Raw genomic sequence first — 26220 nt, forward strand, 5'->3', positions numbered from 1 at the left:
TGCCGCGCCAAACACCGGTCTTCAGTAATATTTTCGGCGACTCGCCTGCTCCGGGCGCCGATGACCGCTGCGGCCCGAATCAGCGGGACCATCCGCACGTGTGGTGCACTCCCAACTAGCTACCAGCTGCGACGATTACCTCGATCGGCTTCCGGGTACGCCCGAGTCGTTTCGATAGAAAAGGGCTCGGTGACAGCGCGGGAGGTACCAGCGATGACCGAAAAGCACACGAGCAGGACGTGATCGATCTGCTGATCAGCCAGCATCAAGAGATCAGGACGTTGTTGGCGGCAGTGAAGAGCACCGCCGGAGAGCATCGGGAACAGGCCTTCCAAGACCTCGTCCGGCTGCTGGCGGTGCATGAGAGCGCCGAGGAACAGATTGTGCATCCCGCGGCTCGTCACCATGCGGACGATGCGGTGATCCAAGCTTTACTGCTCGAGGAGGACGCCAAGGTCCTTCTGGGCGAGCTGCACGACATGGGCCCCGACGCGCCTCACTTCGAGACCGGTTCGCGGCACTGGAAACAGCCGTGCTGCACCACGCCGAAATGGAGGAACGGGAGGAGTTCCCGGCCTTACGCGCCGGCGTGGACCCGGCCAAGCGAATCTGGATGGCCGGCGCCGTCCGAGCGGCCGAGGCCGTCGCGCCGAGCCACCCGCACCCGCAGGCAGGAGTGCATCCGGTGACGAACATGCTGGCCGGACCGCCGGTAGCGCTTTTCGACAAGGTGCGTGAGGCGGTCAGCCGCTGGCGTGAGTCGCACGACAGCTGACCCGTTCCACCGCTCCGGCCATCGATGCCGACAAGATCTCACCCCCGGCGTGTGTGCTGGTCACCGGAGTCGGCGGTGGTCTGCGTGGGGGTGCCGCTGAGCTGGCGCGCGGAGTTGACCAGCCCGACAAGACTGAACGCCTGTGGCGTGTTGCCGAGCTGTCGCCGCGACACCGGGTCGTACTCCTCCGACAGCAGGCCCACGTCATTGCGCAGCCGCAGCAACTGCTCGAACATCTGCTCGGCTTCGGCCCGGCGGCCGATGCCGTGCAACGCGTCGACGAGCCAGAAGCTGCACGCCAGGAACGCCCCCTCGGCACCGGGCAACCCATCGACGTTGTCGTGGTCCGGGCGGTAGCGCAGCACGAACCCGTCCTGGCACAACTCCCGTCGCACGGCCTCGACCGTGCCGACGACGCGCGGGTCGTCGGCGGGCAGGAAGCCGACGCGCGGGATGAGCAGCAGGGCGGCGTCCAGCCCGGGGGAACCGTACGACTGGGTGAAGGTGTTGCGGTCGGCGTCGTAGCCCTTCGCGCAGACCTCGGCATGGATTTCGTCGCGCAGTGCGGACCATCGGTCGGCCGGGCCGTCGAGGCCGTGGCGTCGCACCGCGGTGACAGCCCGGTCGAAGCCGGCCCAGGCCATGACTTTGGAGTGCACGAATTGCCGCCGCGAGCCGCGGACCTCCCAGAGGCTGTTGTCCGGCCGGCGCCAGTTCCCCTCCAGGAAGTCCAGCAGTGCCCGTTGCAGGTCCCAGCCGGCGTCGGTAGCCGCGATGCCGGCCTCGCGCGACAGGTGCAGGCTGTCCAGCACCTCGCCCCACACGTCCAGCTGCATCTGGCCGGCGGCGGCGTTGCCGATCCGGACCGGGGTAGACCGTTCGTAGCCGCGAAGCCAATCCAGGGTGAACTCCGGCAGCCGGCGGGTGCCGTCCAGGCTGTACATGATCTGCAGATCGGCGGGGTCACCGGCCACAGCTCGCAGCAGCCACTCCCGCCAGGCCTTTGCCTCGGCGGCATAGCCGGTGCCCAGCAGCGCCTGCAGAGTGAAGGTGGCGTCTCGTAGCCAGCAGTACCGGTAGTCCCAGTTTCGGGGACCGCCGAGTTGCTCCGGCAGCGACGTGGTCGCCGCGGCGAGGATGCCGCCGGTCGGGGCGTACGTGAGAGCCTTCAGCGTGAGCAGCGCCCGCTTGACCGCCTCCGGCCACCGCCCGTCGTAGTCGCACCGTTCGATCCACTGCCGCCAGTACCGCTGCGTCTCCGCCACCGCCCGGTACGCGTCGACCGGGTCGGGCCGGCCCAGGTGAGAGTGTTGATAGGTCAGGACGAACGGCACCTTCTGCCCCGCCCGGACGGTGAACTCACCGACCGTACGGCGGTGGTCGCCATGCAACGGCACCTCGGTGCGCAGCCAGACCGCGTCCGGGCCGGCAACCGCGCCGAGATCCGGCCCCTGCCGGCGTACCCACGGCACGATCCGGCCGTAGTCGAAGCGCAGCGACAATTCTGTGCGCATCGGTACGGCGCCCGAGACGCCCTCCACAATCCGTACGACATCGGCTGCCTCACCGCGCGGCGGCATGCAGTCGACCACCCGGACGGTGCCCTCCGGGGTGTCCCACTCGGTTTCGAGCACCAGCGTGTCGTCGCGGTAACGGCGCCGGGTGGCGTTGCCTCCGGCGGCCGGCCCGACCCACCAGCGCCCGGCGCTGTCGTCGCTGAGCAGGGCAGCGAAACAGGCCGGCGAATCGAAGCGGGGTAGACAGAGCCAGTCGATGGCGCCGTCGCGACCCACCAGGGCGGCGGTCTGCAGATCACCGATGAGGGCGTAGTCCTCGATACGTCCGGGCACGTCCAAGCTCCTCAGTTCAGGTCCCGGCGAGGCCCACACTCCCCATGCTGCAACCCGTCTCGCCCTCGGTCAGAAGCGCTACCCCGACCGCCGGGCGCCAAACGGCGCTACTCGGCGTTTGGGATCCCGGTCCCGGGAAATGCGAAGGGAACGCAGAACCCACGCCGATCGATGGGATCACACCATGCAATTGGGAATGGTCGGGCTCGGGCGAATGGGCGCCAATCTCGTACGCCGGTTGATGGCCGCCGGCCACAACTGTGTCGTGTTCGACACCGATCCCGACGCCGTCGCCGAACTGGCCGCCGACGGTGCCGTCGGCTGCCATTCACTGGACGACATGATCAGCGAACTGCAGCAACCTCGGGCGGTTTGGGTCATGGTGCCCGCCGGAAACCCGACGGAGCAGGTCGTCTCCGCCCTGGCCGACCGGTTCGCACCCGGCGACACGATCATCGACGGGGGAAACTCCTACTATCGCGACGACATCAGCCGCGCAGCGACTCTCGCCACGAAGGACATCCACTATCTTGACGTCGGCACCAGCGGCGGCGTCTGGGGCCGCGACCGTGGCTACTGCCTCATGATCGGTGGCGACACCCCGACAGTACAGCGACTGGCGCCTTTGTTCGCCGCCATCGCACCCGGCGTCGAGGCCGCCCCGCGCACTCCCGGACGTGATGCCGAGCCCGCCGAGGCCGAACACGGCTACCTGCACTGCGGTCCCGCCGGCGCCGGACACTTCGTCAAGATGATCCACAACGGCATCGAGTACGGCATCATGGCCGCTTACGCCGAAGGCCTCAACATCCTGCGCAACGCCGGCATCGGCAGCACCACCCAGCAGGCCGACGCCGAGACCGCCCCTCTGACCCACCCGGAGTACTACCAGTACAACCTCGACATCCCCGCCGTTGCCGAGGTCTGGCGCCGCGGCAGCGTCATATCTTCCTGGCTGCTCGACCTCACCGCCGCTGCTCTGGTCGAGTCACCGGACTTGCACGAGTACTCCGGCCGGGTGTCCGACTCCGGCGAGGGCCGCTGGACCGCCATCGCCGCCATCGAGGAAGGCGTGCCCGCACCGGTACTGCTGACCGCGCTCACCTCGCGGTTCAGCTCCCGCGGCCTCGACCACTTCGCCGGCCAAACTCTCTCAGCCATGCGCCAGCAATTCGGCGGCCACGCCGAGAAACCAGCCGGCTGACCTACCACCCGGCGACGAAGCCAACCACGCCGGACCCTGCCGAGGCCGGGATGAAGCACGCCGCTCAGGCTGTCAGGTCGAGGACCACCTTGATGTCGTCGGAGCGCGCCTCCAGGGCCTCGGCGAAACGTTCGAACGGCACCCGCCGGGTGATCAGCCGGGACAGCCAGTCAGCGTCGGCCTTCGCCAGCGCGTCCGCCGCGGCGGCGTAGTGACTCAGATTGGCGTTCACCGAGCCCACGACGACGTCGTTCTCCAGGACCATGTCGCGGTTGGCGGAACCCACGTCCACCGCGATCTTGTGGCCGACCGGCGAAACCCCGGTCAGGCAGACGATCCCGTACGACGCAGTGCTCGCCATCGCCTCGAAGACCACATTCGACACCCCGGTGGCCTCGATGATCACGTCCGGCTTCGCCCGCGCGGCGACGCTCCCGATACCGGCCGAGTGGTACTGCGCGCCGAGTGCCCTCACCGCCTCCGATTTCGGGCCCTCGGTGGCGAGGTCGAGCACATGCACGTCCAGCCCGCGCTGCACGCCGAGCAGCGCCGCCAGCAAGCCGATCGGTCCGGCACCGGTGATCAAAACCGTCTTCGGTTCGAACCACGATCGGGAGCCCACTTTCTCTACCTGTTCCCAGGCCTTAGCCACCACGGTCGTCGGCTCCATCAGCACGCCGACGGACTCCAGCCGCGGGTCCAGCTTGACGGCGTAGTCCGTCTCGACGGTCCACAGCTGACTCCCGTACCCGTCGATCTCCTTGATGCCCCGCTCGGTGTACTTGCCGTTGCGGCACATGTCGAACTCGTTGTGGGCGCAGGCTCCGCAAGGCTCCGGGTCCGGGCGGCGGACCACCCCGACGACCAGGTCACCGGGGGCGAAACTGCTGTCCGCCGGCGCCGTGCGCACCCGGCCCAGCGACTCATGACCCAGCACCAGCCGGTCCCGGCCGGGCGGCGCCCACCCGTAATCCCCGGCCACGATCTCCCGGTCGGTGCCGCAGATGCCGAGCGCCAGCCCTTCGACCAGCATCTCGCCCGCGCCTGCCTCGGCGTCGGGCACGTCACGGATTTCCGCCGAGTTCGCCGCCGACGGTTGAATGGTCAACGCCCGCATGGGGCCCTCCTCAGTGCGACGGGTGGACGAGTTCGGGGGCGTCGGTGTCCAGCGGCACGGCGGGACCGGGCACCAGGCCCAACTGCACCGCGGGACGCGACCCGGCGGCAGTGAACAGCCAGTCCGCGGCGGTGCGGAAGCGGTTCGCGGGCAGGGCGGTCAGGTGGTAGCCCCGGGTGACGGCCCGCGCCGCCGGCCCCGACAGCGGTACGTGCAGCGGGTTGGCCGCCGCCTGCCAGCCACCGAGGTCGACGACAAAACCCAGATCACGATGACGGTACGGCCGGCGCCGTCCCACCCCGTACGAGGCCGCGATGTTGTGCCCGGCAAGCTTGCCCTGGCGTACGGCGTGCTGGGCGGTCATCGGCGTCAGTTGCCCGGGGTGAGCCGGGTCGGGGACTCCCGCCGCGTCACCGCAGGCGAGGATCTCGGGGTGTCCGGGCACCGACAGGTACTCGTCGACCTGCAGCCGCCCTTTGCTCAGCGGAAGACCGGTGCTCTGCGCGAACGGGTCGGGGCTCACACCGACGCACCAGACCAGCGTGCGCGACTCCACGAAGCGCCCGTCGGTGAGCTTGACGCCCGTGCCGGTCGCCTCGGACACTGACGTGCCCATATGCACTTCGATCCCACGGTCGCGCAGCACCCGCTCGGCCGTGGCCGACATCCGTTCGTCCATGCCGGGCAGCACCTGCTTCGCGGTGTCCAGCAGCAGCCACCGCGGCCGGACGCCGGCGAGCCTCGGATGCCGCCTCAGCACGTCGTGCGACAGCAGCTGGATCTGGGCGGCCACCTCCGTACCCGTGTAACCCGCGCCGACCACCACGAACGTCAGCCGCGCGGCGCGCTCGGCCGGATCGTCGGCCGCATCGGCCAGCTCGATCTGGCGGATCACGTGATCACGCAGGTGCAACGCTTCGGGGATTCCGCGGAATCCGTGGGCGTGGTCCGCGACACCGGGGATGGGTAGCAGTTTGTTGACACTGCCGGCGGCGAGCACCAGCCGGTGGTAACCGAGCGTGCCGTGCTCGCCTTCCGGGCCGGTCCAGGACACCGTCCGGGCATCGACGTCCACGCCGTCCGCCTGGCCCAGCACGAGCCGCATCCCGGGCAGGGTGCCGGTGAGCGGCACGGTCACCCGGCGAGGATCGATCACCCCACCGGCCACCTCCGGCAGCAGCGGCAGGTACAGAAAGTAGTCGGTGGGATTGAGAAGCACGACCTCCGCGGCGCCGCGCGCCTTGCGCAGCACCGTTCGGGCCGCCTGGTAACCGGCAAACCCACCGCCGACGATCACGATGCGCGCACGCGTCATTCCGTGCCCCGATCTTCCGTTCCGCTGAATACCGCCTCGCCTACCCCATCGACGGCCGGAGAAACGGTTGTGCTCAGCCCATGTGTCGTCCGGATACCGATTAGCGGGATGCCGAGTGGGTACGGCGGTTGCCCGCACGACCGATCTTCGGCCGTGACGAGCGGCGGACCGGAAGGCGGGCGCGGGTGCAGGCTCTCGAAGTCGTAGTGGCCATGGCGGGTGTGGCGGTCTCGGTCGTGGTCGTCCTGTTCCTGGTGCATCGGCTCACCGCAGTCGCCGCCGACCCGCTACGCGCCGCGCCCTTCCTGTCCGGGGCGCGCCCGGCGCAGCACGCGGTCTCCCGCTTCCACGTGCGCTGGTACGCACTCACGATGCTGTTCCTGGCCTTCGACGTCGAAATGCTGTTCATGTACCCGTGGGCGCTGGTCGTCGCGCAGGTCGGAGCCAAGGCCGTGATCGAGATGTTCGCTTTCCTCGGCGTCCTGATGAGCGGCGTGATGTACGCGTGGCGGGAGGGCGCGCTGCGATGGTCATGAGTGCGCGATTGGCGCGGTGGGCGACGCGCCGGCCCCACGCGATCCTGGCCGTGGCACCCGCTGCCACAGCGGCACGGCTCGCCGTCGAGCGCGAACTGGCGGCACTCGGGGGCGTCGTCGCGGTCAGTGCGGCGGACGCCGATGTGCTGATTGTCGTCGGTGAGCCCGGCGACGACCTGAGCGCCGCGATCGAGAACGTGTGGCGGCAGCTGCCCGGTCCGCGGGCTCGGGCACAGATCCTCTCCGCGGACCAGGCACGGCAGGCTCTGGCCGTCGCCGTGCTGCACCTCGGCGACGAACAGCAGGTGCGGGAGGCCGCGCAACGGCGTGATGAATGGCGGCCCACGGATCCGGCGATGGGCAACGACAAGGGTGGCCACGGCGATGGCGGCATGCAGATGCCCGCCGGCCTCATGATGGCTGACCGCGGTCCGGACCGTGACGGACTCAAGCTGGACGTCCTCCAGGTCCCGTGGGGGCCGGTGCTGGCGGATTGGCCGGCCGGCCTGGTGGTGGACCTGACTCTGCAGGGTGACTTGGTCCAGCGGGCTGAGGCCAGGGTGATGCCCCCGGCAGGGTCGTCGTCGGTGCCGTTCTGGGATGCCGATGCGGGTGCGCAGCGCCGGCACCGCCATGCCGCCGCACACCTGGATTCGCTGGGACGGCTGCTCGCGGTGGCGGGCTGGCCGGGCATGGCCGAACGGGTACGCCGGCTCCGGGACGGTGTGTTGGCGGACGGTTCGACCCGCGAGCTGCGGGAGGAGCTTTCCCGGACCGGACGGCGGGTGCGGCGCGCGCGCACGCTGCGGTGGGCGACGGACGGGCTCGGTGTCCTCACCGACGACCTGGTCCGGCAGGCCGGTGTGAGCGGTCCGGCGGCACGGTCCGTGGCGAACGGCGGTGACGTGACCGCACGGTGGCAGTGCTGGCTGGCCGAAGCCGAGCGGCTCCTGCAACCAGATGCTGCCGTCGACGAGGAAGGACCACGGGGACGACGCGCCGGTGACCGGCCGGCGTCGGCCGCGCTCCTGGAGGCTGCCCAGCACCTCATGGCCGGAGTGGACGTCGCCGCCGCCCGGCTCGTCCTGGCCAGTTTCGATCCGGACCCCGACGAGCTGCTCGCGGTCACATCGGCTCAGGTGGACGACTGATGGGTGCGGCGGTGTGCAGTGCCGTGGTAGCGGCCGGTGTGCTGCTGTCGTTCGCGGCGGCCGGGTCGGTCGTGGACGGCGTCCTGGATCCGACGACCCGGACGGTCGGTCTCGGACGCCGAGCGGGCCGCCCGGTGTGGGAAACGGCTCGGCTGTTGCGTCAGCGGCGGCGCAGCACGGTGGCACCGGATGCGTTGCTGTGGCGCGGCGGCACGGCCGCCCCGCTGGTCATCGCCCTGCTGATGGCGGCGATCATTCCGGCCGGTGCGACTGCCGCAGCCGATCCGCTGGTCGGTGTGGTGTGGTTCAACACTCTGGACGTGGCGCTGTGGTTGATCGTGTGGGTGGCCGGCTGGGGTGCGAACAGCGTCCACGCTCTGATCGGCGGCTACCGGTTCCTGGCGCAGGCGCTGGCGTACGAATTGCCGTTGATGTTCGCGCTGACCGCCCCGGCGGTGGCCGCCGGCAGCCTGCGGATCAGTGACGTCGTCGCCCGCCAGCACGGGTTGTGGTTCGTGGTGTGGATGCCGGTGGCGTTCCTGGCCTTCCTCGGCGCGGTCGCCGGGTTCAGTCTCTGGGGTCCGCTGGCCTATCCGGCCGGGCGCGACATCGCCGGCGGGGTGCTGGCCGAACCCTCCGGGCCGGACCGGCTGGTGCTGGCGGCGGGCCGGTACGCGCTGCTGGCCGCCGGGGCCGGCATGGCGACGGCGTTGTTCCTCGGCGGCGGCGCAGGCCCCATGCTCCCTGGCTGGTGCTGGAGCGTACTGAAGACGGCGGTGGTGCTGGTGGCTTTGGTCGCCGTACGTCGGCGGCTGCCGGTGCTGCGCGCCGATCGGGTGATGCGGCTCGCGTGGCTGGTGGTGCTGCCCGCCACGCTGCTCCAACTGCTGGCCGTCTCCGTCATCGCGGTGGAGAGGAGCTGACATGCGGACAGCGGCGTTCGTGGTCCTCGCGGTTCTGGCGGTCGCGGCCGGGATCACGATCTTCACAGTGAACTCGATGGCACGGGCGACGGTCGCCCTGGCCGTTTCCTTCGTGGCGGTCGGTGCGGCGATCCTGCTGATCGACGCGCCGTACCTGGGCGTGATCACGATCCTGATGATGCTCATGGAGATGGGAATCATGGCCGTCTTCATGATCATGTACATGATGAACCCCGGTGGGCTCATGCCGATGTCGATGATGCACAACAAACGGGGCGCTGTGGCGATCTCGGTCGGCGTGTTCTTGTTGCTCGCCGCCGGCGCCGTGTTCGCGCCGTGGCCGCAGCGCCGCGGGGAGCCGCCGGCCGATCCGACACGTGCGCTGGGTCAGGCGCTGATGGGCTCGAAGATGCTGGTGATGATGATCGTCTCGGCGGTCCTGTTCGCCACCATCGTCTCCGCGCTCGTGCTGGCCACCGGACGGGGTCGTTACGACCGTGACACCCCGGCAGCCCTGACGGACGGGCAACAGTCATGACGCACTGCACCGGACGGCGCCCGCTCACGCCGGGCAGCGGCGCCGCAGGTGCGGGTCGGAAGGGCATGACGAGGGCGGCTCAGCCATGAATCTGCAGATGTTCCTGCTGCTGGCGGCCGCGCTGTTCGCGGTCGGGCTGTTCGGCGCGCTGAGCCAGCAGGCCGTGGTGATGGTGATGATGGGCCTCGAATTGATGATCAACGCAATGGTCGTCGCCGGGGCGGCCTTCTGGTACTTCGTGGCCCCGGCGCGTCCCGACGGGCAGGTCCTCGTGCTGGTGGTGCTCGCCGCGATGACCGTCGAGATGGCGATGGGCTTCGCCGTCACCACCCTGCTGTTCCGGGCCAAGGACGCGGACATGACCGACATGGCGAAGGACCTTCAGGGATGACCGCGATGCTGTGGCTGTTGTTCGCCGTTCCGGGCGCGGTAGGCGGATCGCTGGCGCTGGGCGGCCGGCGCACCGGACGCGTCGCGCCGGCGGTAGCTCTGGTGACCGCCGCCGTGGTGTCCGGGCTGGCAGTGGCGGTCGCGGTGGGCCGTCCGGCAGTGACCGTCGCGTTCGTTGCCGGAGGTACTTTCGGGATCGCCGTGGACGGCCTCGCAGCGCCGGTCGTGGTGGCGGTGGCCGCGGTCGCCCTGCTTGTGCTGACGTTCGCCGTCGGCGACGTGCACGATGGGCGGGCCCGGTTCGCCGGGCTGATGCTGCTGTTCGTCGCAGCGGTGCTGCTCACCGCGACCGCGGCGACACTGCCTGCGCTGCTGCTCGGGTGGGAGATCATGGGCGCCACCTCGTACGCCCTGATCGCGTTCCGGTGGCGTGACGGCGAACGTGTCGCCGCCGGCACGACGGCGTTCCTCACCACCCGCCTCGGCGATCTCGGGCTGTATCTCGCCGCCGGTGCCGCGCTTACGGCCGGCCCCGGCCTGAGCCTGGACCGGCTGGCCGAGTTGTCCGCACCGTGGCGGCACGTCGTCGCTGCCGGGGTGCTCGCCGCCGCCTTCGGTAAGGCCGCCCAGCTGCCGTTCTCCTTCTGGTTGTCCAAGGCGATGCTCGGCCCGAGCCCGGTCAGCGCCTTGCTGCACTCGGCCGCCATGGTGGCCATGGGCGGTTACCTGCTGCTGCGGCTGCATCCGCTGCTGGCCGCCACCGGCTGGGCCGCGACCACGGCCGCCTGGACCGGTGCGCTGACCGCGGTCGTGCTCGGTGTCGTGGCGATCGGGCAGTCCGACCTCAAGCAGCTGCTGGCCGCCTCGACGGCCGCACAACTCGGGTTCGTCATCCTCGGCGCCGCCACGACGGGGGTGGCCGGTGGTACGGCTCATCTGATCGGTCACGCCGCCACCAAGGCATTGCTGTTCCTGGCCGCCGGGGCGTGGCTCACCGCGCTGGGCACCCGCCAGATGGAGGCACTTCGCGGCGCCGGGCGCCGCTACCGCCTGGTCGGCGCCACCTTCGCGGTCGGCGCGGTGGGTCTGGCCGGGGTGCCACCGCTGGCGTTGTGGGCCACCAAGGACGAGGTCCTCGCCGCGGCCAGGCAACAGTCGCTGTCCCTGTACATCGTTGCGCTGCTGGGTGCGGTGCTGTCCGCGGGATACGCCGGCAAGGCCCTCGGTCTGTTGCTGCGCCCGCTGCCGGCCGGCCGGGACAGTGGCTACGACACGGAGGAACAGGGCACCCGACGAGTCAACCGCTGGCAGGAGGCGCCGCTGGTCGCGCTGGCGGCCGGCGCCGCCGGCCTGGAGCTGCTCGCCCTGCCCCCGGTCGGAGATGCCTTCGCCCGGCTCACCGGCACGCCAGGAGGACCGGCGCCGACGACATCGGAGATGGTGCTGTCCGGCGCCCTGGCCGCCGTGGTGCTGGTCGCCGCGGTGGTGCTGGCCCCGCGGCTGCCGGAGCCGGCGTGGGCCCGCGGCTGGCTCGGCCTGGCCACCGCCGCGGACCGCGCGGTGGTCCGCCCGGTGCTGGGCCTCGCCCGGATGGTGGCACGCTTCGACGACGAGGTGCTCGACCGGGTAGTGACTTCACTGGCCCCGGCGGGCCGGCGCACCGCGACAGCCCTGGCGCATTTCGACGATGACGTCCTGGATCGCGCGGGGACGTCGCTGGCGCGGATCGGCCGGCGTACGGCGGCCGGTGTGGCGCGGTTCGACGACGCCGATGTGGACGGCATCGTCACCCGCGTCGCCGCCGGAGTCCGGCGCCTCGGCGACAGTGCGCGTCGCCCTCAGACCGGGCAACTGCACCAGTACTACGCCCAGGCCGTTGTCGCGCTCGCCGCCGCCGTCCTGCTGCTGATCCTGACGAGGTGAGGATGCTTTCGCTGTTCGTGTTCGCGCCGGCGGGTGCCGCGCTCGTGCTCCTGCTTTGGCGAGGGCTGCCCGACCGGGTAGTGCGCTGGGCCTGGGTAGGGGTGAGCGCCGCCGAGATCGCGGCCGTTGCCGCGCTGTGGATCCGGTACACCACCGACGGTGGCGCCGGCATCGCGTACGAGGTCAACCGCGCCTGGATCCCCGGTGCCGGAGCGGGCTACCACCTCGGTGTGGACGGCCTGTCGCTGCCGCTACTGGCTCTGACAACGGTCGTGTTCTGCGCCTGTGCGGTCTACTCGCTACGCCACGGCGAGCGCGCGCGCCAGTTCGCCGCCCTCTTCCTGGCTCTCGAAACCACCTGCCTCGGCCTGTTCAGCGCACTCGACCTGATCATCTTCTTCGTCTTCTTCGACCTGTCCATCGTCGGCATGTACGCCGTCATCGCCGGCTGGGGACACGGCGCCCAGGCCGCCCGATCCGCGCTGAAGTTCTTCCTCTACACCTTCGTCGGCTCGCTGGCCCTGCTGGTGGGATTCATCGGCCTCTTCCTGGCCGCGGCTCCACACACCTTCGACATGGTGGCGCTGACCCGCCAGAACCCCCTCGCGGGCAGCGGCGCCACCGGCGCCCTGGTGCTCCTCGCCATCGCCGTCGGCCTGGCCATCAAGACGCCCACGTTCCCGTTCCATACCTGGCTGCCGCCTGCACACACCGACGCCCCGGCGGCCGGTTCCGCCGTGCTCGCCGCTGTGCTGCTCAAGATGGGTGCCTACGGCTTTGTCCGCATCGCCATGCCGATGCTGCCCGAGCAGTGGCGGCACTACGCGATCGTGGCCGTGGTCGTCGGTGTGCTGAGCGCCCTCTACGGCGCCTTGGCCGCCCTCGGCCAGACGAGCTTCAAACGCATGATCGCCTACACGTCGGTCAACCACATGGGCTACATCGTGCTCGCCGTCGGCGCCGCCGGCATGATCAGCGGCGGTGACGCACCGGCCCGCGCCGTTGCGGTCACCGGGGCGGTCACCGGGGCGGTCACCCAGATGGTCAGCCACGGCCTGCTCACCGGGGCCCTGTTCCTTCTCGCCGGGGTGCTGCTGGACCGCGGCGGCACGTACGAGATGGGCGCCTACGGCGGACTGGCCGCCGACACGCCACGCTTCGCCACGCTGACCGCCGTGGCCGCGTTCGGTTCCCTCGGCCTGCCCGCCTTCAGCGGTTTTATCGCCGAGTTCCAGATCTTCACGGGCAGCTTCGCCACCGTGCCGGTTGGCGCCGGCCTGGCGCTGCCGGGCATTCTGATCACCGCGGCGCTGTTCCTGTGGGCCTTGCACCGGCTGTTTCTGGGACCGTCGAAGCATGCCCTGTCCTCAGCGGCCGACGCGGGTGGCGCCGAGATCGCCGCGATCGCACCCCTGCTGGCGCTGTCGGTGCTGATCGGCATCTTCCCCCGGCTGTTGCTCGACATCATCGAACCAGCCGCCCGTACCGTCGTGGAGCTGGTGGCGCGGTGAACGAGAAACCTCTTGCGCTGTTGCCGGAACTACTGTTGCTCCTGGGCGCGGTCACGGCACTGCTGTGCGGTTCGTTCCTGCCCCGCGGCCGGCAGTCGGTCGCCGGGTGGGTCGCCGCGTCGGCGCTGGCCGGCTCCCTGATCGCCGGTGCGGTGGCCGCGGCGGGATCCGCCGAGACGGTCTACGACCACTCGTACGCCATCGACACGGCCACCTCCACCGCGCGCATCGTGGTGCCCGCGGCCACGCTGCTGATCATCGCGCTCGCCTCCACCAGGGTGGCGGGCGACCGTCGGCAAAGCGAGTTCTACGTCCTCGCACTACTCGCGTCGCTCGGCGCGGTGCTGCTGTCCGGCGCGTCCGACCTGCTCGTGCTCGCCGTGGCGTACCTGTTGGCCACCATCCCCCTGTACGGGCTCGCCGGCTGGGGCCGCGACACCGGGGGTGCGGAGGCGGCGCTGAAGCTCTACCTGATGGGCGCCCTCGCCGGTGTCATCATGCTGGCGGGCATCAGCCTGCTGTACGCGGGTGCCGGTGTCACCCGCTACGACGAACTGATCGGCGGGCTTCCGGCGGCACCGACCGGCGTCGTAGCCGTCGGCGTGGTGGCGCTGCTCGCCGGGCTGCTGTTCAAAGCCGGTGCCGTGCCGATGCACTTCTGGGTGCCCGACGCGGTGCAGGGCGCCACCACCGGGGCGGCGGCACTACTGACCACCGTACCGAAGATCGGCGCTCTCATCGCCGCCTACCGCGTCCTGACCGTCATCCCGGTGGACACTGGCTGGCCGGTCCTTCTGGCGATCGTCTCGGCCGTCACCATGACCCTGGGAAATCTGGCCGCGTTCGCCCAGTCGGTTCCGCAGCGGCTGCTGGCCTACTCCACCATCAGCCAGGTGGGGTACCTGCTCATGGCCGTCGCCGTCGCCGCCAGCACCGACCGCGCGCTGCCCGCACTGCTCGCCTACCTGGCCGGCTACGCGGTCACCAACATCGGCGCGTTCGCCGTCGTCGCCGCGCTGCCCCATCGGCCGACCCTGGACGACTACCGGGCGCTCGCCCGGCGACAGCCCTGGCTGACCGCCGCTCTCGTCATCTGCCTGCTCGGCCTGGTCGGCACACCTCCGACCGCCGTATTCGTCGGCAAGCTCACCGTCTTCAGCGCCGCCTGGGACGGCGGAATGGGCTGGCTGGTCGTGCTGGCCGTCGCCAACACGGCGGCAAGTTTGTTCTACTACCTGCGCTGGCTCCGGCCGGCCTTCACCGGCAGGTCCGGCCACCTGGTCTGCGAACAGGACCGGGCAAGGCCGGCGACCGTGGTGGCGGTGACCGCCGCGGCCGCGGCAGTGGCGCTCGGTCTCGGCGCCGGCCCAGTGGTCGACGCCGTCGGCCACGCCGTCATCCGCTGAGTCGACGCGACGATGGTCACGGCGGTTCAGGAAGCGGGCCAGGCCCGGGTCGGTTGCAGCACCGCCTCGCGCAGGGCGGCGGTCCGGAGCGCGGTCACCTCCTGATACTCCGGGTCGGCCACCATGCGGCTGAACGCGGCACGGCTCGGATAGCGCACGAGCAGCACGGCGTCCCACTGCTGGCCCTCTTCCGCCACGAGCGCTTGATCGCCGTCGCCGGCGTACAGGACCTCGGCGCCGTAGCGAGGCATGAAGGTCTCCCGCAGCGCCTGCGCGTAACGCGCATAGGACTCGCGGCCGCCGGCGGCGAAGCGCAGCAGATTGAGCATGACGACGGGGCCGCCGGGGTCGGCCCGGACGAATTCCTTGAGATCTTCGCCGCGCGGATCGACGGCCATACCGATACCCCCTCGATCGTCCGTACCCGAGACCGGATCCTATCCGCACGTCCGGACGCCACGAGCACATGCGTGCGTACGGAATACGTCCGTCCAGTCGACCTCGTTCAGAGCGCCGACCACGTTTCCCGACACGCCTGCCGCCGGAATCACTCTCGACCGGGGGGACCCGGCGCCGCCCGCGAACTTCTGCGGTGAACAGCGATTCCGACAGCGATGGCCACTGCGGCAGCCAGGCCAGTGATCGCGACACCCACGGCGCCCCAAATCACCATCAGAACTGACAACCCGGCCCAGATCAGGGTGCCACCGACGACCAACAAGGTCACCGCGAGACGCCTCGGAATGACATGCACCGGCCTGGCAAGGGAGGGGTCCTGCTTGGTCAGCCGACCGACGATCTCGTCGAATTCTCGTCGCGTATCTCTGGGAGACACTTGGGGTCACCGCCCATCGCGAATCGCCGCGTCGTCCCCGACGCGAGCCTCGAAGCACTGACTTACCCCGAGTGTCCGGCATTGCGGCGGGCCGTCCTATGACAGTTCCATGACATCTGCGCCGCTGTCCGGAAGACCGCGTTTCGGCGCCGCCGCAATCAGCCCGGCGGACGGGTCGACGACACCGCCAAGGCGCCGACGAGAAGCGTGAAGCCGCCGAACAGGATCAGCCAACCCCGCGAATAGACCGCCCCGACCGCAGCGGTCGCCGCACCCAGTCCCGCTACGCACGCGATCAACGCACCCATGTACCACGCCCCCTTGGCGTCCGAAATTTGCCGGTTCGCCAAATCCTGTGAGTTGCGAGCCGTTCGAACGATTCGTAACAGCCCTGGCCCTGGTGCGATGTCACGTCACGCCGATCGTCCGCAAACTGTCACGCAGGCGTGCAGAGACTGTCACACGTCGCGCCGCCGGTGCTTTCGATCGTTCCCACACGATCGCAGCGGAGCCGGCGGCCTCCAGATCAATCCCTTGACAGTCCAGCGTTGCCGCCTTCCGTGCCAACAAATCGTGACAAAATTGGTCAGCCGGTTGAGTCTCGGAGGTGACACCATGCAACGTCTCGATCTCCGCCGGCCGGCATGCGGAGGACTGCTGGCCCTGCTGGCCGGAACGGCTGCCGCCTGCACCCCGGACCGCGAGCCCATGCCGGCAGTCACCGCCGATCCGTCGCCCTCCGGCGTGGCGCTGAGGACGATCGCCAACCACAAGACCGGCGATCGGATCACGCTCACCGCCGGACTGAGTCGGGTACTGAACGACCAGGCCTTCGTCGTTCGCGACGTGGATCTTCCCGACCAAGGGCTACTCGTGCTCGGGCGGGTCCCCGCGGGGACCCGCCCGCCGGCTCTGATCACCGTAAGCGGCGTGATAGCAGTGCTGGATTCCGATTTGGCCGGAATCCCCGACGACCTCGACGCTACCGCTGACATCACACCCTTCCGGAACCGCAAGATCGTCATCGCCGACACCGTACGGTCGTGGTCCTGACCATCGCCGAACCGTCCCAGTGCCGCGGGAGAAGCGCCATACCAGCCGGGCAGTCTTGGCGCCGGTGCCGCGGTCGTGCGTCCGGCACCTCTCGTCCCCCGCGAGACGGCAACCGCCACGACCGCGGCATCCCGGCCGCGGAGGTCAGATATGGACGACACCGTCGAGGCGCGCCACCAGACGCGGAGGCGGTAGTGGACGGCGGCGCTGATCGCGCACACGATCGGGCAACTCCTGCCGGCGCCCTCGCCCGGGCTCAGTGAGACGTCTCGGCCCCCGGGAGCATGGTCAGCCTGCCTGCCTGGGCCGCGGGAATAACGCTGAAGCTGCCATCCGTCTCGAGCACCACGGCAGCCACGTCCACCAGATCCCCGATGCCTTGGGACCGCACGGACTGACGGACCTCCCCTTCAGTCACCCGTTGCGCGCGCATCGCGTCGTGCAACATCGCCCCGTCCCGCACCAGCACAGTGGGTTCCGACTTGAGCAGGCGACGCACCGCCCGCGACCGGATGGACAGCCACGTCATCGACAGCTGCAGCAGCACGAGCAGCACCAGGGCGACGAGACCCTCGGTCAGCGCCACGTCACGAGACAGCAGGATCGTGGCCAACGTCGAACCGATCGCCACCGTGACCACCAGGTCGAAGGCGTTCATCTTCGCCAACGTCCGCTTGCCCGACATCCGCAGGACCGCAATCAGGCAGGCATACGTGATCACGCCGATCACGGCAATCCGCCACAGTTCGGTCCAGCTCTGAAAGAACATCCCATCGATATACCCCGCAGCACGAGACGCACTCGTCGACTGAGGTCCGCTCCACCCGTGCTCGTGCCACCGCACCGCGAGCTTCCCGCCCTATCGCTTGTGACGGCATTGGGCACGATTGCCTCAGCGCGGTGCCGGGTCGTCCCCGCCAGTCACCGCTGTACTTGTCCGCCGCCCAGTGTCGCCGGCTGAATACCGGGTACGGCGTCTCCGACGAAGGGACATCGGCGATGTCACAAACGACCAGACGACTACTAGCCGGCGCCACCGTGCGAGCGGCGTGGGGCACGCTGCTGGTGATCGCACCGCGGCGGGTGCTGACGTTCGCCGGCACGGCAAATCCCGGGTCCGCGGTGGCGGTGGTACGGGTGCTGGGTGCCCGGCAGCTGGCCCAAACGGCCATGACGGTCCTGGTCGCCAACCGGACGGTCGCCGGCTGCGGCGCGCTCGTTGATGCGCTACACGCGGGCACCGGTGTCATTCTGGCCGCCGCATCCCCTCGCTGGCGACGGCCGGCTGTCGCCGACACGCTGATCGCGGCCGCCTTCGCCGCCATCGGATGGAGCAGCTACCGCAGATGAGAGGCAGGTATTGATGGCACAGCGCCGTATCGCCGTCGTAACCGGAGGATCCGCCGGTGTGGGCCGCGCGGTCGTACGCGAACTCGCCACCCATGGCTGGGACGTTGCCGTGCTCGCCCGTGGCCGGGCCGGCGTCGACGGAGCCGTCCAGGACGTCGAAGCCGCCGGCGGGCGCGGGCTGGGCGTGCTCACCGATGTGGCCGATCTGGATCAGGTCCGGGCTGCCGCCGGCCGGGTGGAACACGAACTCGGCGAGATCGACCTGTGGGTCAACGACGCGTTTGCCGGCAACCTGCGCTATTTCTGGGACACACCGGATGACGAATACCGGCGCATCACCGAGGCCACCTACCTCGGGCAGGTGCACGGCACCCGCGTCGCGCTGGACCACATGATGCGCCGTAACCGGGGAGTCATCGTGCAGATCGGTTCCGCGCTCGGCTTTCGCGGCATCCCCCTGCAGTCGGCCTATTGCGGCGCCAAGCACGCCGTCAAGGGCTTCACTGAAAGCGTCATCACCGAACTCAAGCACACCGGCAGCGCCGTCAAGGTATGCATGGTGCAGCTACCCGGGGTCAACACGGTGCAGTTCGACTGGAACGCCGACGAGTTCGACCAGCATCCGCAACCCGTCGCGCCGGTCTTCCAGCCTGAGCTTCCCGCCCGCGCCGTCCGGTTCCTGGCCGACCACCCACGACGAAACATGTGGGTCGGCTTCTCCACCGCTTACACCATCCTTGGCAACCGGGTCGCGCCCTGGTTCCTGGACTGGTACCTGGCCCGCACCACCGTTCAGGGCCAACTCACCAACGCTGACGGCCCCCGCTACGGCTCCAATGTTTTCGAGCCGCGAGACGCGAACGCGGACCGCGGCGCCCACGGCATGTTCGACTCCAAAGCCCTGCACCGCGACCCCTGGTCGTGGGCGTCGATGCATCGTCTCGCCCTTACCGGCGCTGCCGCGGTGGCCCTCGCCGGTGTCACCGCCGTCGTGCGCGGCCGCCTGCGATGAACGGCCGCGTCGATGGCTGGACTCCGATCGAGCAGTATGCCGCGATCGGCGACGGCCGCACCGTGGCCCTGGTAGCCGGCGACGGGCGCATCGACTGGTGGCCGCTGCCGGCAATAGACGCTCCGCCGGTGTTCGCCGCTCTGCTCGATCCCGAACACGGCGGCCACCTGCAATTGTGCCCAGCGGAGGCGTTCACTGCCGCCCGCCGGTATCTCGGCGAGTCCAACGTGCTGGAAACCACTCTCACCACTGCCCGCGGTCAAGTACGGATCACCGACGCGCTCACTATCACCGCAGCCGGACGGCTGCCGTGGACCGAACTGGTACGCCGGGTCGAAGGCATCACCGGAACCGTGCCGATGGTGTGGGCGGTCCGGCCCGGCACCCGGTTCGACACCGCCCAGCCCTGGGCCGAACAGCGGCAGGGCACCGTGCTGGTGCACTGCGGAGACCAGCACATCGCCCTACGCTGCTTCGACATCGGCGATCCGGTGGTCAAGCCGCGCGTGGTCACCGGCAGGTTCACCGCCACGGTGGGCAGCAGTGGCACCTTTGCGCTGGCCGCGAGCGACGATGCACCGGTGTACCTGCCCGGCCGCCGGCACCTCGAGGCCCGGATGGACGCCACCGTGCGGCACTGGCACGCGTGGGCGAACGGCATGACCTATGAAGGCCCGTGGCGCGCCGGCGTCCGCCGCAGCGCGCTGGCACTGAAACTGCTGCAGTACCAGCCCACCGGGGCGATCGCCGCCGCGGCCACCACCTCACTGCCCGAACGCGTCGGCGGCGACAAGAACTGGGACTACCGCTACATGTGGACCCGTGACACCGCCTACACCGTCGATGCTCTGATCCGTCTCGGTCTGCACGCCGAGGTCCAGGCCGCCCTCACCTTCCTGCTGCGCTGTGCGCGCGACACCGCACCGGACCTGAAAGTCTTCTACTCCCTCGACGGCAGCAACCCCGCCGCTGAGCACACTCTCTCCGCCCCGGGCTACCGCAACAGCCGGCCGGTACGATCTGGCAACGGAGCCGCCGACCAAACCCAACTCGGCACCTTCGGCGATCTGTTCGACGCCGTCTGGCGCTACGTTGAAGCCGGACACGTCCTCGACCCGCCCACCGGCCGGCTGCTCGCCGACCTCGCCGACCGTTGCTGCGACCTTTGGCGGACCGAAGACGCCGGACTGTGGGAACTACAAGCGAAACGGCACTACACGGTGTCGAAAATGGGCTGCTGGGTCGCTCTCGACCGGGCCGTCAAACTCCACGAACGCGATGCCATCGCGGTCACCCACACCGACCGATGGCGCCACGAACGCGACGCCGTCCATACCTGGGTGAACGGGCACTGCTGGTCATCGGGCAAACAGGCGTACACCTTCTACGCCGGCACCGACGACCTCGACGCTGCCACCCTTCTGGCCGGCCAGACCGGCTTCGACCGCGGCGAACGGCTCGCCGGCACCGTCGCCGCCATCCGCAGCGAGCTCGCCGACGGGCCGCTCCTCTATCGCTACACCGGCATGCAGAAGAAGGAAGGCGCCTTCTTGGCCTGCTCTTTCTGGCTCGTCTCCGCCCTCGCCAGCCTCGGTCGGCACGAGGAAGCCGCAGCCCAGATGGACGCCGCCGCCAGGCTGACCACCGACCTCGGGCTGCTCGCCGAACAGATGGACCCCGCCGACCGGAGCATGCTCGGCAACGTGCCGCAAGCCCTCAGCCACCTGGCCCTCATCAACGCCGCCTTCGCGCTGCAACAGTGAACTGGTCCGGGTCATGATGACGGCGTGGGTGGCCACCGGCCGATCAGCGCCCGGCGTACGTCCTTGAGCTGGTCGTGCAACCGGCGATGTTCGACCTCGCCGAAACCCTGACGGTCGATGGTCACCGTCAGCCGTTCCACCTGGCCGACAATCTCGAGATGCTGCTCAGGAGCGACAGCTACCCAGGCGACCTCACGCAACATCATTACCAGACGGGAGAACACATCCGGATCCGCAGCCGCGTAGCGGCCGGGCTGTGCGACGGCGAGTTCCAGCAGTTCAGCGAAGCTCGGGCGGCGTAGGACCACCCGGACCTCGCCCGCACGATCACGCAGCAGCCGAGGGCCGAGATCCTTGCCGGCCGCCGCGCAGAGCAGGGCAGAGATGTGGCCGAGTCCGTGGACCGCGGTCGTCGGATCGTTCACTCCCGGTGACAACGCTTTGACGGTGACGTCAACTATCTGCCGCAGGCCGAAAGCGATGTCCTGCGCGGCGGTCCGCTCGAAGCCGACGTCGAGCGTCGCAGCGACACATTTCTGCAGTCGGTCCCGGTCGGCCGCGTTCAACGGACCAGCCGCCCGCAACGGCCAGGCTTGGGCGATCGGTGTGCCGGCGATGAGGGAGTCGCCCGGAAGCCGGTCGACGTACATGACCGCCTCGGCGTTGATCGTCGTGGCCAGCAGCATCGACTCATCGATCGATGTGAAGAATCCCGATGCCGTCGCGCACAACGGAACCGCCTCTGCCGGAACCGGCGGAGCACGCGGTGCGGTGACGCCTGCGCCCGGCGCATCGCTCAGCAGCCTTCGCATCGTGACGGCGGTATCCGCGTGAACCTCTCGCAACATCCATTCCACCCGGATCTGCCGAGACAAATGCGCCAAAAACACCACCAGCGTCAGCACACTCACCAGCGCCAGAACGTAAGCCACGGTCACCGCGACCTGCGGTAGGAAAGCCTGCTGATCGGATAACGACGCCCGCACCGTTCGCAGCACCGTCACCGCATACGTGAACGTGCCCAGCAGCAGCCCAAGACTGACATGCACCAGCCGGTCGCGGGTGAAGGTGCGTAGCAACCTGGGTGAGAACTGGCTACTCGCGAGTTGCAAGGTGAGCACCGTCAACGAAAACGTCAACGACGTCACCGTCACCAAGGACCCGGCGAGCACCGACAGCACCGTGCGGGCCGCCTCCGGGCCGCCGCTGAACAGGTACGCGGTCACGCCCGCCGGAAGTTCGTCGTCGATATGCGCGTCCAGCCGCGGCAGCCCCACTCCGAGAACGATCGCCACCGCTACGGCCAACGTTGGAACGGGCCACAACTGGGTACGCCAGGCGTCGGCCGTCGCACCCGACCACCGCCGAACAGCCGCCCGCATCCGACTACCCCCAAGCCGATGACTCGTCCGCCTCCCGCTTCTACCCGCGTCCGCCGTCGGTCAATCAGCCGGGTCAACGGCAGTTACGTCGAATCGCTCTACGAACCTTTACGGTCCGGAGGACGACGGTGTGGGCCGGACGGCGTCCCGGTCCGGGATCACCGCGGTAGCAGCGGCGATGCCGACCAGAATGCAGGGACTGCTCATGCTCGGCGCACCACCGCGGCGGCGACTCTGGATGGACAGGGACCGGGCGCAGCAGCCGCCGACAGACAGGTGTGCTGGGTCATCGACAATCAAAGATCAGGACGCGTCTTTCGTCGACTGGCACCCATGCGCGGCCCTCAACTCGTAGGGGTTCTGTCTCGCCCTTGGCCAGTTCAGGGACAACCTCGGTAAGGACAACGGACACTCCCTCTTCGAATGATCTTCGACGCGGAACCGTGACCAGGGTATTGACCGAGGAGGTACAAATCGAAGCTCACCGCGGTGAGACGAGCCGCTTCGTGCCTCTGCTATTGACCGGTGGCTTCGCCCTGTTCGCGCATATTTCGGTCTCCCCGGGAGACTGACCGGGCCGGGCGCTCCGTCCGGTACATCGACCGGCCGCTGCCCAGCCACGCCGCCAGCGCGGCACCCGCGAGCAACGAACTCGCCCCGTCCATCGCCAGGTCGGCGATCGTGTCGGTATAGCCGACCACCATGACCAGACCGAACATGTGCGTCGCCAGCCACTCCCAGAACTCCCACAGCACCCCGACGCTGAACCCGAGCGCCACCACCAGCAGCACGACCGTCGGCGCGCGGCTCTGCGACAGCGGCAGTAGGCGTACCCGGCCCATTGCCACCGTGACCACCACGGCGACGGCCCCCGTCGTCGTGCCATGAATGACCAGATCGACCCAGGGCACCGTCTCGTACCAGCCGGCCGGCATCGCGACCGTGGCCACCGTCAGCGTCGCTCCCAGAGCTGCGTCGAACGGCCGTGGCAGACCCGCCGATCGGGAGATCAGCAGGACGCCGAATACAATTACGAATCGGGCGACGTCGTCCCATTGACCGATGGTGGCGCACACGACGACCGCCACCGCCGCGACGGCACGCGCTACGTCACCCACAATCGCGACGCATTGCAAGACAGTCCTGACGTTTGTTGTCATGACGTGCCCACAGAGGTCTGCCACGCCCTCGTCATTCCGCTGCCTCGTCCCCGCCGGAACCAGGGTCGGGAGAATCACTCGCGACATCGTCCTCGGTCCGGTCCGGAGTCGCACTTAGCGCGGGCTCCTCGCCGCGGTAGCCCAGAGCCGCGTGGTACACCACGGCGCACGCCGGCACGGCGATCAGCGCTCCGGCCACGCCGCCGAGCAGGGTGCCGGCGCTGACCGCGAGCAGCGTTACCACTGGATGCAGACTCACCGCCCGGCGCATCACCAGCGGATGCAGGAGGTTGCCTTCCGCCTGCTGCACCAAGATGACGGCGGCCAGCACGATCAACGCATCCTGCGTGCCGTTGGTGACCAGGGTGACCAACGTCGCGGCCGCCCCCGCGACCGTCGCACCGACGATCGGGATGAATGCCGCCAGGAACGTCAGCACCGCCAGCGACAGAGCCAGCGGCACCTGCAGCAGGAACAACGCTGCACCGATCCCGACCGCGTCCACCGCCGCGATCACCACGATGCCATGCGTGTACCCGGCCAGGGTGCGCCATCCGGCCCGGCCGGCCCGGTCGATCCGCTCAGAACCTCCGCCGGGCGTTCGCGCGACCAGCCACGACCACATCGCCGCGCCGTCGCGCAGGAAGAAGAACACCAGCACGATGGCCAGCAGGATCGCGGCGAGCACCTCAGTGGCGCTGGTGATGCCGGCGTACGGACTCGGCAGGGCCTGGCGGATGCCCCGCACCAGTTCGGCGGCGAGCTTGTCGATCCGCCGCTCATCGACGCCCGGCACCACACCTGCCAGGGTGTGACGTAGCCGCCGCACGCCCTCCACCGCCTGCTCCTGCAAGTCACCGAGCTGACCTACAGCACGCCGGCCGATCAAGTATGACGCCGCGCCGATCAGCCCCAGCACAACGGCCAGACCGGCGAACGCGGCGAGCGACCTGGGCACGTGGTGCCGCTCGAGCCATCCCACCAACGGACCGACCAGCGCCGTCACCAGCAAGGCCACGATCACCGCCATGGTCATCGGTGCCACACGTAGCAGCACCCGGGCAGCCAGATACGCCGCCAGGGCGAAGACCAGTGCAGCGAGCACCGCCCCGGCCGCCCGTATCAAACGCCGGTAGGGGTAGTCGCTATCACCGGTCGAAGAGGTAGTCAACGGCAGTCCTTTATGTAGAGTCGCCGGCCGTCCGCCTACCCATGGGTCCATACCGCAAACAAAATCGATCGCTCTTTGGACGGGAGCCGACGCCGCGTTGCTGAACGTGCTGCCGTACGCCAACCCCAGCCAGGGCCGCCACGACCCGGCGACCTGGAGGAAGCTGCAGAATCTGGCGATCGCCAGAAGAGAATTCCCCAGATGTAGTGATGCAGGTGGATTCCGCCCGCATGCAGGTCGCCGAGACCCACACCGGTGTGGATGACGAACGTCAGCGCGCGCAGGACGCCGAAGGCGGCAACGAAGCCGAGCCAGGCCAACACGAGAGCACCCCGCGTGGGCCCGGCGCGCCGCAGCACCGCGAGCGATCCGCGTCCGCCACCGGACGCCCTGGCCACCAGCGCGACGCCGATCCCCAGAGTCGCCGCGACGAACGCCACGGTCAGCAACGGCGACGGGCCCCACACAACCGTCGCCAGCACCACGACTTCGGTTGCCACCACTACGAGGACGGCAGTCCGGGCACCATCGCCGGCTACTTCTTCCGGACCTTGCTGGTGCTGCGGACGTTGGCCTTCTGGATCGCCTTCACCAGCTCGTCCTTGGTCATTGTGCTGCGACCACTGATGTCGAGCTCTTTCGCCTGCTCCATCAAGTGCCTTTTGCTGGCAGGCATTCGCATCGATCCGCCGGCCGTCTTGGCATTGGTGTCTCGGCCACCTGCAGCCTTGGCGTCGCTGAGTCCCTTCTCTTTCGGTTCCCAGTGGTCACCCGACAGCCCACCGGGACGATCGCCGCCGCCGAGACCACCGTTCCTGCCCGAACGCTTCGGCGGGGACCGAAACTAAGATCGCCCGTACACCTCGACGCGCCCCTGCAGCAATATCACTTAAGCATCAGATCGCTCGCCGAGTGTCTCGCGGACCGCGGAAACGCCCGCGTGGCCGGGCCGGCTCAGTGTCTGCGTCACCGTCTCGCGGATCTGTTCCGCGAGTCGCTGAGAACTCCCGCCGGCCGCCTGCAGCCGCTGCAGACCCATACCGCCCAGGACCGCCGCCCCCGCCAGGTAGCCCGCGGTCAGACCGGCCGAAGCCAGCCGCCCTGGGAGGACCGTCTCCAGCATCCGAAGCGCCGTTGTGGACGCCGCACCGACTCCCAGCACCACGCAACCCGCAGCAGCGCCGATCAACACCAAGCCGGCCGCAGCCGGACGAGCCGCATCGGCGAGATCTTCACGTACCGCCCGTGCCTCTTCCCGGACCACTTCAGTCATGTCCCCGGCCAACCGTTCACCCGCCGACTGCCGGCCGTCGCCTGTTGCCGTTTCGCTCATCGAACTCCCTCCCCGTTGTCAACGGACACCACAGCGGCGCCTACCGCCGTGAACACATCAAGCAACCGGACTGGTACAGCTTCGATCGGGCGACATGGCAGGGCCAGGCCGCCGGCCGTCCACGTCATCCCGGCAGAGGCGAGCCCTCGCCCGGAGTGCTTCCGTCATCGCCGGGTGTTGCGTAGTCCTCCCGCAGACCCCGCGGCGGCGGTTGCGATGTGGTGGCGCCGTTCCCGGCATCACCGATGCCGACCGGGCGTGCGGCCGACCCGGCCGTGAATGTCGTGGTCGCTTCGCTGCCGCCTCTTCTGCACGACGCCCGCCTACCCGCCACCGCAACCATGCGAATACCGACGGGCGAGTAGCAACCTCGGCGACCGGGACACAGCAAGCTGCGACATCCGCACATCTACCTCGTCGGTTCCACGGGGCTTGCCCCCGGATCTTGGACACGGGGTTTATGCGGCTGGGGCCAGCGTAGCCGGTGCCGTTCGGATGGTGTTCTCGTAGGTGTTCGGGGAT

Annotated in this window: 27 protein-coding genes and 1 pseudogene; 15 read left to right on the forward strand and 13 right to left on the reverse strand. The window is 69.4% G+C overall.

Annotated elements, in window-relative coordinates:
- Positions 1–293: 293 nt before the first annotated feature.
- Both AB0E90_RS46040 and AB0E90_RS46045 read left to right on the forward strand, forming a co-directional pair.
- Positions 294–389 (forward strand): annotated as a pseudogene (locus tag AB0E90_RS46040) (hemerythrin domain-containing protein); the annotation flags it as partial.
- A 161-nt stretch (positions 390–550) separates the two neighbouring features.
- On the forward strand, positions 551–775 hold the full coding sequence (locus AB0E90_RS46045; protein ID WP_360419090.1) for a hypothetical protein: 225 nt from the start codon (positions 551–553) through the stop codon (positions 773–775).
- A gap of 38 nt (positions 776–813) precedes the next feature.
- Here the strand turns inward: AB0E90_RS46045 and AB0E90_RS46050 are convergent, their stop codons facing one another.
- On the reverse strand, positions 814–2625 hold the full coding sequence (locus AB0E90_RS46050; RefSeq protein ID WP_360419031.1) for a glycoside hydrolase family 15 protein: 1812 nt from the start codon (positions 2623–2625) through the stop codon (positions 814–816).
- Positions 2626–2743: 118 nt separating this feature from the next.
- Between AB0E90_RS46050 and gnd the strand changes: the two genes are divergently transcribed.
- Positions 2744–3829, forward strand: coding sequence for a phosphogluconate dehydrogenase (NAD(+)-dependent, decarboxylating) (gnd, locus tag AB0E90_RS46055; protein ID WP_360419033.1), 1086 nt, complete (start codon positions 2744–2746; stop codon positions 3827–3829).
- 64 nt (positions 3830–3893) lie between these two features.
- Here gnd and AB0E90_RS46060 read toward each other — a convergent pair whose 3' ends face one another.
- Both AB0E90_RS46060 and AB0E90_RS46065 read right to left on the reverse strand, forming a co-directional pair.
- The gene (locus AB0E90_RS46060) at positions 3894–4946 is read right to left on the reverse strand and encodes a glucose 1-dehydrogenase (RefSeq protein WP_360419035.1); all 1053 of its coding nucleotides are present in this window, start codon (positions 4944–4946) and stop codon (positions 3894–3896) included.
- A 10-nt stretch (positions 4947–4956) separates the two neighbouring features.
- Entirely contained in the window at positions 4957–6261 is a 1305-nt protein-coding gene (locus AB0E90_RS46065) for an NAD(P)/FAD-dependent oxidoreductase (RefSeq protein ID WP_360419037.1), read from the reverse strand.
- A 212-nt stretch (positions 6262–6473) separates the two neighbouring features.
- Between AB0E90_RS46065 and AB0E90_RS46070 the strand changes: the two genes are divergently transcribed.
- The 8 genes from AB0E90_RS46070 (at position 6474) to AB0E90_RS46105 (ending at position 14639) form a co-directional block, all read left to right on the forward strand.
- Positions 6474–6797: an NADH-quinone oxidoreductase subunit A gene (locus tag AB0E90_RS46070; protein ID WP_360419086.1), complete on the forward strand. Its 324-nt coding sequence runs from the start codon at positions 6474–6476 to the stop codon at positions 6795–6797.
- The gene (locus AB0E90_RS46075) at positions 6794–7948 is read left to right on the forward strand and encodes a hypothetical protein (protein ID WP_360419039.1); all 1155 of its coding nucleotides are present in this window, start codon (positions 6794–6796) and stop codon (positions 7946–7948) included. Before AB0E90_RS46070 ends, AB0E90_RS46075 begins: the two co-directional genes overlap by 4 nt.
- Entirely contained in the window at positions 7948–8871 is a 924-nt protein-coding gene (locus AB0E90_RS46080) for an NADH-quinone oxidoreductase subunit H (RefSeq protein ID WP_360419041.1), read from the forward strand. The genes AB0E90_RS46075 and AB0E90_RS46080 overlap by 1 nt, the downstream gene beginning before the upstream one ends.
- A 1-nt stretch (position 8872) precedes the next feature.
- The gene (locus AB0E90_RS46085) at positions 8873–9409 is read left to right on the forward strand and encodes an NADH-quinone oxidoreductase subunit J (protein WP_360419043.1); all 537 of its coding nucleotides are present in this window, start codon (positions 8873–8875) and stop codon (positions 9407–9409) included.
- An 85-nt stretch (positions 9410–9494) separates the two neighbouring features.
- Positions 9495–9800 carry an NADH-quinone oxidoreductase subunit K gene (locus AB0E90_RS46090; protein ID WP_360419045.1) on the forward strand — a complete coding sequence of 102 codons (306 nt, stop codon included), beginning with the start codon at positions 9495–9497 and terminating at the stop codon, positions 9798–9800.
- Positions 9797–11722, forward strand: a complete 1926-nt coding sequence (locus AB0E90_RS46095) for a proton-conducting transporter membrane subunit (RefSeq protein WP_360419047.1) — start codon at positions 9797–9799, stop codon at positions 11720–11722. The genes AB0E90_RS46090 and AB0E90_RS46095 overlap by 4 nt, the downstream gene beginning before the upstream one ends.
- A 2-nt stretch (positions 11723–11724) precedes the next feature.
- Positions 11725–13233: an NADH-quinone oxidoreductase subunit M gene (locus tag AB0E90_RS46100; protein WP_360419088.1), complete on the forward strand. Its 1509-nt coding sequence runs from the start codon at positions 11725–11727 to the stop codon at positions 13231–13233.
- Entirely contained in the window at positions 13230–14639 is a 1410-nt protein-coding gene (locus tag AB0E90_RS46105; protein WP_360419049.1) for an NADH-quinone oxidoreductase subunit N, read from the forward strand. The genes AB0E90_RS46100 and AB0E90_RS46105 overlap by 4 nt, the downstream gene beginning before the upstream one ends.
- Before the next feature lie 26 nt (positions 14640–14665).
- On the opposite strand, the gene AB0E90_RS46110 is transcribed toward AB0E90_RS46105, so the two are convergent.
- The 3 genes from AB0E90_RS46110 to AB0E90_RS46120 all read right to left on the reverse strand — a co-directional run bounded on the left by AB0E90_RS46110 (position 14666) and on the right by AB0E90_RS46120 (position 15782).
- Positions 14666–15037 (reverse strand): DUF1330 domain-containing protein, encoded by a 372-nt coding sequence (locus tag AB0E90_RS46110; RefSeq protein ID WP_360419051.1) that lies wholly within the window; start codon positions 15035–15037, stop codon positions 14666–14668.
- A gap of 149 nt (positions 15038–15186) precedes the next feature.
- The gene (locus AB0E90_RS46115) at positions 15187–15474 is read right to left on the reverse strand and encodes a DUF3040 domain-containing protein (RefSeq protein WP_360419053.1); all 288 of its coding nucleotides are present in this window, start codon (positions 15472–15474) and stop codon (positions 15187–15189) included.
- Positions 15475–15632: 158 nt separating this feature from the next.
- Positions 15633–15782 carry a hypothetical protein gene (locus AB0E90_RS46120; protein WP_360419055.1) on the reverse strand — a complete coding sequence of 50 codons (150 nt, stop codon included), beginning with the start codon at positions 15780–15782 and terminating at the stop codon, positions 15633–15635.
- A gap of 307 nt (positions 15783–16089) precedes the next feature.
- Here AB0E90_RS46120 and AB0E90_RS46125 point away from each other — a divergent pair, with 307 nt between their 5' ends.
- The gene (locus tag AB0E90_RS46125) at positions 16090–16527 is read left to right on the forward strand and encodes a hypothetical protein (RefSeq protein ID WP_360419057.1); all 438 of its coding nucleotides are present in this window, start codon (positions 16090–16092) and stop codon (positions 16525–16527) included.
- A gap of 256 nt (positions 16528–16783) precedes the next feature.
- Here AB0E90_RS46125 and AB0E90_RS46130 read toward each other — a convergent pair whose 3' ends face one another.
- Positions 16784–17296 (reverse strand): YetF domain-containing protein, encoded by a 513-nt coding sequence (locus tag AB0E90_RS46130; protein WP_360419059.1) that lies wholly within the window; start codon positions 17294–17296, stop codon positions 16784–16786.
- Positions 17297–17526: 230 nt separating this feature from the next.
- On the opposite strand from AB0E90_RS46130, the gene AB0E90_RS46135 reads away from it, so the two are divergent.
- Genes AB0E90_RS46135 through AB0E90_RS46145 form a run of 3 tightly spaced genes read left to right on the forward strand, consistent with a single transcriptional unit; the run spans position 17527 to position 20652 of the window.
- Entirely contained in the window at positions 17527–17877 is a 351-nt protein-coding gene (locus AB0E90_RS46135; RefSeq protein WP_360419061.1) for a hypothetical protein, read from the forward strand.
- 13 nt (positions 17878–17890) lie between these two features.
- Positions 17891–18889, forward strand: coding sequence for an SDR family oxidoreductase (locus tag AB0E90_RS46140; protein ID WP_360419063.1), 999 nt, complete (start codon positions 17891–17893; stop codon positions 18887–18889).
- Entirely contained in the window at positions 18886–20652 is a 1767-nt protein-coding gene (locus AB0E90_RS46145; RefSeq protein ID WP_360419065.1) for a glycoside hydrolase family 15 protein, read from the forward strand. Before AB0E90_RS46140 ends, AB0E90_RS46145 begins: the two co-directional genes overlap by 4 nt.
- 11 nt (positions 20653–20663) lie before the next feature.
- Here AB0E90_RS46145 and AB0E90_RS46150 read toward each other — a convergent pair whose 3' ends face one another.
- From AB0E90_RS46150 to AB0E90_RS46175, 6 genes are all read right to left on the reverse strand, one after another.
- Positions 20664–22034, reverse strand: coding sequence for a DUF2254 domain-containing protein (locus AB0E90_RS46150; protein ID WP_360419067.1), 1371 nt, complete (start codon positions 22032–22034; stop codon positions 20664–20666).
- Positions 22035–22549: 515 nt separating this feature from the next.
- Complete coding sequence (locus AB0E90_RS46155; protein WP_360419069.1) at positions 22550–23122, reverse strand: hypothetical protein; 573 nt, start codon at positions 23120–23122, stop codon at positions 22550–22552.
- A gap of 103 nt (positions 23123–23225) precedes the next feature.
- Positions 23226–24299, reverse strand: coding sequence for an AI-2E family transporter (locus tag AB0E90_RS46160; RefSeq protein ID WP_360419071.1), 1074 nt, complete (start codon positions 24297–24299; stop codon positions 23226–23228).
- A 101-nt stretch (positions 24300–24400) separates the two neighbouring features.
- Positions 24401–24865, reverse strand: a complete 465-nt coding sequence (locus tag AB0E90_RS46165) for a hypothetical protein (protein WP_360419073.1) — start codon at positions 24863–24865, stop codon at positions 24401–24403.
- 35 nt (positions 24866–24900) lie between these two features.
- Positions 24901–25017, reverse strand: coding sequence for a Rho termination factor N-terminal domain-containing protein (locus AB0E90_RS46170; protein WP_360419075.1), 117 nt, complete (start codon positions 25015–25017; stop codon positions 24901–24903).
- Positions 25018–25254: 237 nt separating this feature from the next.
- Positions 25255–25698: a phage holin family protein gene (locus AB0E90_RS46175; protein ID WP_360419077.1), complete on the reverse strand. Its 444-nt coding sequence runs from the start codon at positions 25696–25698 to the stop codon at positions 25255–25257.
- Positions 25699–26220: the final 522 nt, after the last annotated feature.

The sequence above is a fragment of the Actinoplanes sp. NPDC026619 genome (genome assembly GCF_040638295.1).
Taxonomy (GTDB): Bacteria; Actinomycetota; Actinomycetes; order Mycobacteriales; family Micromonosporaceae; genus Actinoplanes.